Origin of the sequence: Lamprobacter sp., assembly GCF_034860625.1 — a bacterium.
GTDB lineage: Bacteria > Pseudomonadota > Gammaproteobacteria > Chromatiales > Chromatiaceae > Lamprobacter.
The window spans coordinates 1-8,004 of record NZ_JAYESN010000158.1 but is presented as its reverse complement, the minus strand read 5'-3'; the positions used below and the strand labels follow the sequence as shown (position 1 = coordinate 8,004).

Below are 8,004 nucleotides of genomic sequence, written 5' to 3'. Positions count from 1 at the left end.
GATGAAGGCCTTCATCTCCTCGAATTGCGCATCGCTGAAGTCGGGCGTTCTTGACATCACCCAGACATAGTCACGTTTGGCGCGCCCAATCACCGTGGTCTGATAGTCGTCATCGAGATAGATGATGCGAAAATCAGCCTTGATCGGCCAGATGAACTGCATCCCCCAGCGGGCGTTGGTGGCCGTGTCGAGCACGAAGCCCTTCGGATGATGGACCTTCTGCGGGCCGTCGAAGGCATCCTGATTGAAGGTGAAGGTGGTGGCGATGGTGCCATCGGGATTCAGCGCATAGGACTCGACGGCGTTGTGCGCGCCCTTCTCGACGAAGGTCGGGATATTCGCGACCACATACCAGTCGCCCATGAAACGCTCTAGGTCGACTTGATCGACGGTCTTCATCGGTTTACCTCCGGTTTCGATACAGCCGCTGAGCAGGCTAAGGATGCTCGCGGCGAGCAGCAGCCGCAGCACCTGTGGGAATCGAGGCATTAGAGTCTCCGGTAGATCAGTTGGGCGCCCTTGCCGGTATCGCTGGCGAGCCGCACCCAGCCCAGCGCGTCGTTATACCAGAGGTTGATGGTCAGTTCGTCGGTGACCAGCTCGAAACGGGTCGCCTCGACCTCGCTGCCGTTGACGGCGACCCGCTCTGCGCCGCGGCGTTGCACGCTGACCGCTTCGAGCTCTCCGGTTTGTGGATTCAGGAGCCTGGGCTGCTGCAGGATGGCTGAGTCCCAGTAGGCAAAGGTCTTGACGCAGCCATCGAACTGCTCGACGTTCTCGCCGCGATCGACGCGGAAGCCATTGCTGACCGCCGAGCCGTCGATCTTGTAGCGGGTGCCATTGTCGTTGGTGGTCGAGCTGAGCCGTTCCAGGCAGCCGTTGCGAAACAGCTCGTTGCTCTGGTGGCGATAACGGTAGGCGGTGATGAAGAAGAAATCGACCTTGAATTCGGCCTGGCTGGTGACCCGCTGCTGATCGCCGCTGACATCGATATCAAAGCGATGCTCACCGATCGGCTTGTCGTCGAGCAGCACCTCGAAGCGAAAGGTCTGATCGACCGCTGCGCCCACCGAGAAGCTGCCCAGTGTCAAGGGTAAGGCCAGCGCCAAGAGACCGCCGATGAGGGCGGGCCGAACGCGTTGATTGAACATATCGGGAGACTCCAGAAGATAGCGTGGCTCATACGGCAAAGTTTGTGTCACTAGGCTGGCTGAACAACAGATGGACAACGATAAATAACACTGGGATATAGATGGACGCTTCCGGTCATCAATGAAAGATCGATGTGCATCTGTGTCGATCTGTGTTCATCTGTGGTTCTTTTCGGCCCTCACCTCTGGCCGCATGAACCGAAATCGCTACCCTGGAACAGGCGCCTTATTACCCGGCTGGTGACTCGCTATGGGCGTCAGTTGACCTTTGGTTTTGCGCGCGGTGGCCCGGGGAAGAAGGCATTGGTTCGGCGGATATAGTCTCGATAAGCCGGTCTGCGCTCGGCAATGTCTTTTTCCAGCAGGGCAACCCCTGAGACCCGGAGCAACAACAGCGTCACCAGGACCGGCCCCAGGAGACTCCACCAGGCGCCGGCGGCGACCGCGAAGAGGTAGAACCCCCACCAGATACAAGCCTCGCCGAAATAGTTCGGGTGGCGTGTATAGCGCCACAGTCCGCGGTCGAGCACCTGCCCTCGGCTCAGCGGATGGGCCTTGAAGGCGGCGAGCTGCTGATCGCCAATGGCCTCGAAACCGAACCCGATCAGCCAGAGCAGCACGCCCAGATAGTCCAACCAGCCGAGTGGTGTCGAGCCGAGGATGCCACCGAGCAGCGGCAGCGAGATCACCCAGGCCAAGATCGCCTGCAGCCCAAACACCAGATAGAGACTCTTGAGCCAGAATCCAGGCTCGTTCTCAGCGCGCATCGCCTGGTAGCGACGGTCTTCTGGTTGGCCCCTGTTGCGCAGGGTGATGAACACCGAGAGCCGGGTGGCCCAGACCGTGACCAGGAACAGAACGATGTACGCGCGCGGCGCAAGCGTTGGCGCCCAAGTGATGTAGACCATCGTCAGTATGAGAAAAAACAGCGACCAGAGGCTGTCGACGAGGCTGACATTGCGCGCTGGGATGCTGATCAGCCAAGCGCCGATGGCGAGCGCGAGGACGACCGCAAGACCCGCGGCGTAGATGTTGAGGTCAAACATGCGGCCTGACCGTGGGAGATGACGAGCACAGCAACGCTTGCCGCTCGGCTTGTGTCGTCAGGCAATCAGGTAGAACGATCGGTAGAGCGACCATTTGGTAGCGCGTCTGAACTGAAGATCAGTGCGCGCTAGACGCTGCTGCCAGATCCTCTTTCGAGGCCTCGAGCATGGCCTGGATCTGCGCTGGCTCGATGCGCGTCATCAGTGGCTTGAACTTGGCGATCTCCTGATCCAGCAGCGGCGTGGCGAGCGCGTCCCAGGTCAGTGGCTCGATCTGCAGGAACTGCTCGGCGGCCTCCGCGGTGCCGGGCAGGATCGGCTTCAGCCAGCCGATCAGCAGCCGGAACAGATTCAGGCCCTGAGTGCAGATGGCCTGCAGCTCAGTGTCACGCCCTTCCTGTTTGGCGACGACCCAAGGCGCTTGCTCGTCGATGTATTGGTTGGCGCGATCGGCCAAGGTCATGATCTCGCGCACCGCGCGGCTGTATTCGCGCGCCTCGAAGGCCTCGGCGATCGGGCCGTTGGCGGCGACGAAGGTCTCGAACAGCGCAGGGTCGGGCAGTTCGGTGCCGAGTCGGCCGTCGAAGCGCTTGGTGATAAAGCCGGCGGTGCGGCTGGCGATGTTGACCACCTTGCCGACCAGGTCCGAATTCACCCGCGCCTGGAAGTCGTCCAGGCTGAGATCGATGTCGTCGACACCGGCGCTGAGCTTGGCGGCAAAGTAATAGCGCAGGTACTCGGGGTTCAGATGATCCAAATAGGTGCGTGCCTTGATAAAGGTGCCGCGCGACTTGGACATCTTCTGGCCGTCGACGGTCAGAAAGCCGTGCGCAAAGACCGCGGTTGGGGTGCGGAAGCCGGCACCATGCAGCATCGCCGGCCAGAACAGCGCATGGAAATAGATGATGTCCTTGCCGATGAAATGATAGACCTCGGCGCTGCTGTCGGGCGCCCAGTAGTGGTCGAAGTCGAGCCCCGCGGCCTGGCCTTTGGCGCTGTCGCAGAGGTTCTGGAAGCTGGCCATATAGCCGATCGGCGCGTCGAGCCAGACGTAGAAGAACTTGCCGGGGTGGTCCGGGATCTCGAAGCCGAAGTAGGGCGCGTCGCGCGAGATGTCCCATTCCTGCAGCCCGGCATCAAACCATTCGTCGAGCTTGTTGGCGACCTGCCCCTGCAGGCTGCCGCCACGGGTCCAGTCCTTGAGCATGGCCTCGAAATCGGCTAGGCGAAAGAAATAATGCTCGGAGCTGCGTTGCTCGGGCACGGCGCCGGAGACCGCCGAGCGCGGATGCTTCAGCTCGGCCGGCGAGTAGCTGGCACCGCAGGCCTCGCAGTTATCACCGTATTGGTCGGCGGCGCCGCACTTTGGGCACTCGCCTTTGATGAACCGATCGGGCAAAAACATCTGCTCGACCGGATCGTAGGCCTGCTCGATGGTCCGTTTGACGATATGACCCGCGTCGCGATTGCGCTCGTAAATGAGGCTCGCGTAGCGGCGATTCTCATCGGAATGGGTCGAGTGGTAGTTGTCGAAGGCGACGCGAAAGCCGGCGAAATCAGCACGATGCTCTTCCGCGACGCGGGCGATCAGGGCCTCCGGCGTGATGCCTTCCTGGCGCGCCTTGAGCATGATCGGGGTGCCATGGGCATCGTCGGCGCAGACGTACCAGCAGTTTTCTCCACGCATCTTCTGGAAGCGCGTCCAGATGTCGGTCTGGATGTACTCCACCAAGTGGCCGATGTGGATCGGGCCATTGGCGTAGGGCAGTGCGCTGGTGACCAGGATGTCGCGGGGCTGACTCATCTAATAGTGCTCTGGGTTGGCGGGTTTGGTGCTCTGCACAAGGCCTGCGCAGGCCAATCGAATGCTCGAGGGTGCTGGTACTTTATCGATCGGCCAAGTTTTGTTTGCTGTGCGGAAAAATCATGGCTCGATGGTCCGAGACGCAGCCACACTAGTTTATCAAGGAGCGCCGTACAGATCGCCGAGCAGGCTTGAATTAGCGAATGCTGATACCAGTTCGAGAGCCAGCGCCGGCGCCGGCTCATCAGCCTAAGTTGAGGACGTTCGGTACCCGCATCCTACAGAATCATGCCAGCCCGCGGGCCACCGCGGTCGCCACAGACAACGGAGCTCTCCATGACCGAAGTGACCAAAGAGACTGTCGAAGCCGCCATCAAGGGCTACACCGAGCCACATCTGGGCCGGGACTTAGTCTCCGCCAACTGCATCAAGGGTATCGAGGTCGAGGGCGACCAGGTCAAGGTGAAGGTGCTGCTCGGCTTCCCGGCGGACGGGATCAAGCAAGCGATCGCCGATGCGGTGAAGACGCAGGTTGAAGGCGTCGATGGCGTCAGCATGGCACAGGTCGATGTCGGTTGGCAGGTCAAGGCGCATTCGGTGCAGAAATCGCTGAAGCCGATCGACAGTGTCAAGAACATCATCGCCGTGGCCTCCGGCAAGGGTGGTGTTGGTAAATCCACCACCGCGGTGAATCTGGCGCTGGCGCTGGTGGCTGAAGGTGCCAAGGTCGGTATTCTGGACGCCGACATCTACGGCCCGTCGCAGCCGCGCATGCTGGGCGTCTCTGGCAAGCCGGAATCGAAGGACGGCAAGACACTGGAGCCCATGACCAGCCACGGCCTGCAGACCATGTCGATCGGCTTTCTGATCGAGGAAGAGACGCCAATGATCTGGCGCGGTCCGATGGTGACCCAGGCGCTGGAGCAGCTACTGAACGACACCAACTGGTCGGAGCTGGATTATCTGGTCATCGACCTGCCGCCGGGCACCGGTGATACCCAGCTGACGCTGGCGCAGAAGGTGCCGGTCTCGGGTGCGGTCATCGTCACCACGCCGCAGGACATCGCCCTGCTGGATGCGCGCAAAGGCTTGAAGATGTTCCAGAAGGTCGAGGTGCCGGTGCTTGGCATCGTCGAGAACATGAGCATCCACATCTGCTCCAAGTGCGGTCACGAGGAGCACATCTTCGGCCAGGGTGGCGGCGAGAGCATGTCGCAGCAGTACGGGGTACAGATGCTCGGCGCACTGCCACTCGATATCCAGATCCGCGAAGAGACCGATGGCGGCAAGCCAACCGTGGTCGCGGACCCGGACTCGCGCATCAGCCAACTCTACCGTGAGATCGCCCGCAAGACCGCGGCTAAGCTCTCGCTGCAGGCGAAGGACTATGCGGCCAAGTTCCCGCGGATTGTGATCCAGAACAACTGATCAAGAACAACTGACGAGTGTCCCGGCGACAGGGAGGTCATGATCGCGGACACTCAGACTCTGCACCTCGGGGCGCGAAACCGAGTCCCTGCGGTTTGGTGCTCTGTCAACGCATAGACGCCCAGGCTTCCTGGCCAGGCGAATGGACCTTAGCCAGCTTCTGTCCGATCTCTGGATCATCGGCTTCCTTGGCCTGCAAATGGCTGCGGTGATCCTGACGACCACTCATCTGGTGCTGAGCAACCGCGATGTGCCTTCCACCGTGGGCTGGACTGGGCTGGTGCTGCTCACGCCCTTGGTCGGCGTAGCGTTGTACTGGGTGTTCGGTATCAACCGGATCAAGCGCAAGGCGCATCGGTTGCGACCGGAGACCTCGATCCAGAGTGATGAGGCCAGTGTTCGTGCCGAACAGCGAGCCCATCGACTGCTTGAAAGCCGCTTCCCAAGGCTGGTTCCACTTGGCCATCTGGGCGATGAGCTGACCCTTTCGGTGCTTGAGGCCGGCAACCGGATCACGCCGCTGGTCAATGGCGATGCCGCCTATCCGGTGATGCTCGCGGCGATCGATAGCGCCCAGCGTAGCTTGGCCCTCTCGAGCTACATCTTCGAGAACGACTCCGCCGGACAGCTGTTCATCGCCGCACTGCAGCGGGCGCAACAGCGCGGCGTTCAGGTGCGGGTGCTGATCGATGGCGTCGGCCAGTGGTACAGCCGCCCGCACACGCCCAAGGTCTTGCGTCAGCTCGGCATCCCGACCGGGGTCTTCCTCGAGTCCGCGCTGCCGATCCGCAATCCTTACGTGAACTTGCGCAACCATCGCAAGATCCTGGTGGTTGATGGGCGCGTTGGTTTCACGGGCGGGCTCAATTTGCGCGAAGGCTGTGTGCTCGCGTGCAATCCACAGCATCCGGTGCAGGATCTGCACTTCAAGGTTGAAGGGCCTGTGGTGCGTGGGCTGATGGAGACCTTCGGGCTCGATTGGGCCTTTACGACCGGTGAGCGGCTCGGCTGTGATGATTGGTATCCGGCATTGGTGCCGGCGGGGGATTGCATCGCGCGCTGCGTGCCGGATGGTCCCGATGAAGACTTCGATGTGCTGCGTCGGTTGATCCTGGGCGCCTTAGCCCATGCGCAGCGGCGGGTCCGCATTGTGACCCCCTATTTCCTGCCCGATCAGACCCTGATCACGGCGCTGAATGTGATCGCCATGAGCGGTGTTGAGGTCCAGATCCTGGTTCCGCAGCGCAACAACCTGCGCTTCGTGCAATGGGCGGCCGAGGCCCAGGCCGAACAGATCCTCGATGGGCGTAGTCGCATCTTCGTGACCCCACCGCCGTTTGACCACAGCAAGCTCATGCTGGTTGACGACGCCTGGTGCTTCTTCGGCTCGGCTAACTGGGACCCACGCAGCCTGCGGCTGAATTTCGAGCTGAACATCGAATGCTACGATAGCGTACTGGCGCAACGGCTCAACGCCCTGGTTGATGAGAAACTGGCGAGCGCGATTGAGATCCGCGCCGCCGATATGCGCGCCCGCCAGTTGCCGATCAGACTGCGCGATGGCTTCGCGCGGTTGCTGACGCCTTATCTTTGAGACGATGCACGGGTGCGCTTTGAGTCTGTCGGCAGCCTGAGCCAGCCCATGACTGGCGATCAGGCTTAAGATGGTATCAGGCTGAAGAATCGTTTCCGGGAGTTGCGATGACCAACCTAGCCACGCTTTATCGAACTGACTATGCCGCCTGGGCACAACGTAACGCTGAACTGCTACGTGAACGGCGTTTTGCCGAGCTCGATATCGAGCACCTATTGGACGAGCTGAGCGATATGAGCAAGAGCGATCGCCGCGAATTGCACAGCCGCTTGTTGGTGCTGCTTGCGCATCTGCTGAAGTGGCAATATCAGTTTGCTCGGCTATCTGACCGTTGGCGCGAATTCAAGGGCGACAGTTGGCGCTCGACCATCGTTGAGCAACGCGAGCAGCTCGCGGACTTGTTGTGTCAGTCACCGGGCCTGAAAGCGACGCTCGACGACGCCATCGCGGCTGCCTATGCTAGCGCGGTCCGTCTAGCGCAAAAAGAGACGCGGCTGCCAACCGAGACCTTCCCCGTGGTTTGCCCCTACAGCGGGGAACAGATCTTTGATGATGATTTTTACCCTGAAGCGCGCTGAGAGCCATCACGCTGAGAGCCATCCCTATGCTGACACGCCTGGACACCATCACGCTGCAGACGACGGCGCCGATCCAACTCGTCGATATCACTGAACAGTTGCGCGAATGTTGCGCGCGCAGTGGTGTGCGCAATGGACTGGTGACGCTGCTCTCGCGCCATACCACGGCCGCGATCTGCCTCAATGAGCGCGAGACTCAGCTGCAGCGCGATATGGTGACCTTCCTCAAGCGTCTGGTGCCGCGCGATGGCGATTACCTGCACAACCTGGCGCCGGTCGATGATCGCGACAACGCGCATGCGCATCTGATGGCGCTGTTCACCAATGCCTCCGAGACCATCCCGATCGCCGATGGCGAGCTGTTGCTCGGCAGTTGGCAGTCGGTGTTCTTCCTTGAGCTGGA

Annotated in this window: 7 protein-coding genes and 1 pseudogene; 4 read left to right on the top strand and 4 right to left on the bottom strand. The window is 61.1% G+C overall.

Annotation, left to right across the window (positions count from 1 at the left end):
• From VBE63_RS22470 to metG, 4 genes and pseudogenes are all read right to left on the bottom strand, one after another.
• The coding region (locus tag VBE63_RS22470) for a lipocalin family protein (protein WP_416274637.1) at positions 1 to 468 on the bottom strand (468 nt) is incomplete at its 3' end.
• A gap of 20 nt (positions 469 to 488) precedes the next feature.
• A complete protein-coding gene (locus tag VBE63_RS22465; protein ID WP_323685250.1) occupies positions 489 to 1,151 on the bottom strand; it encodes a DUF6134 family protein in 663 nt (220 codons plus the stop codon).
• Between the two features lie 257 nt (positions 1,152 to 1,408).
• The gene (locus VBE63_RS22460; protein ID WP_323685249.1) at positions 1,409 to 2,197 is read right to left on the bottom strand and encodes a DUF1295 domain-containing protein; all 789 of its coding nucleotides are present in this window, start codon (positions 2,195 to 2,197) and stop codon (positions 1,409 to 1,411) included.
• Between the two features lie 127 nt (positions 2,198 to 2,324).
• A pseudogene (metG, locus tag VBE63_RS22455) lies at positions 2,325 to 4,001 on the bottom strand (methionine--tRNA ligase); the annotation flags it as partial.
• Positions 4,002 to 4,337: 336 nt separating this feature from the next.
• Between metG and apbC the strand changes: the two are divergent.
• The 4 genes from apbC to VBE63_RS22435 form a co-directional block, all read left to right on the top strand.
• The gene (apbC, locus tag VBE63_RS22450; protein ID WP_323685248.1) at positions 4,338 to 5,429 is read left to right on the top strand and encodes an iron-sulfur cluster carrier protein ApbC; all 1,092 of its coding nucleotides are present in this window, start codon (positions 4,338 to 4,340) and stop codon (positions 5,427 to 5,429) included.
• Between the two features lie 142 nt (positions 5,430 to 5,571).
• Positions 5,572 to 7,023 (top strand): phospholipase D-like domain-containing protein, encoded by a 1,452-nt coding sequence (locus VBE63_RS22445; protein WP_323685247.1) that lies wholly within the window; start codon positions 5,572 to 5,574, stop codon positions 7,021 to 7,023.
• A gap of 107 nt (positions 7,024 to 7,130) precedes the next feature.
• The gene (locus VBE63_RS22440) at positions 7,131 to 7,601 is read left to right on the top strand and encodes a DUF29 domain-containing protein (RefSeq protein WP_323685246.1); all 471 of its coding nucleotides are present in this window, start codon (positions 7,131 to 7,133) and stop codon (positions 7,599 to 7,601) included.
• 26 nt (positions 7,602 to 7,627) lie between these two features.
• A partial coding sequence (locus tag VBE63_RS22435; protein WP_323685245.1) for a secondary thiamine-phosphate synthase enzyme YjbQ occupies positions 7,628 to 8,004 on the top strand: 377 nt, incomplete at its 3' end.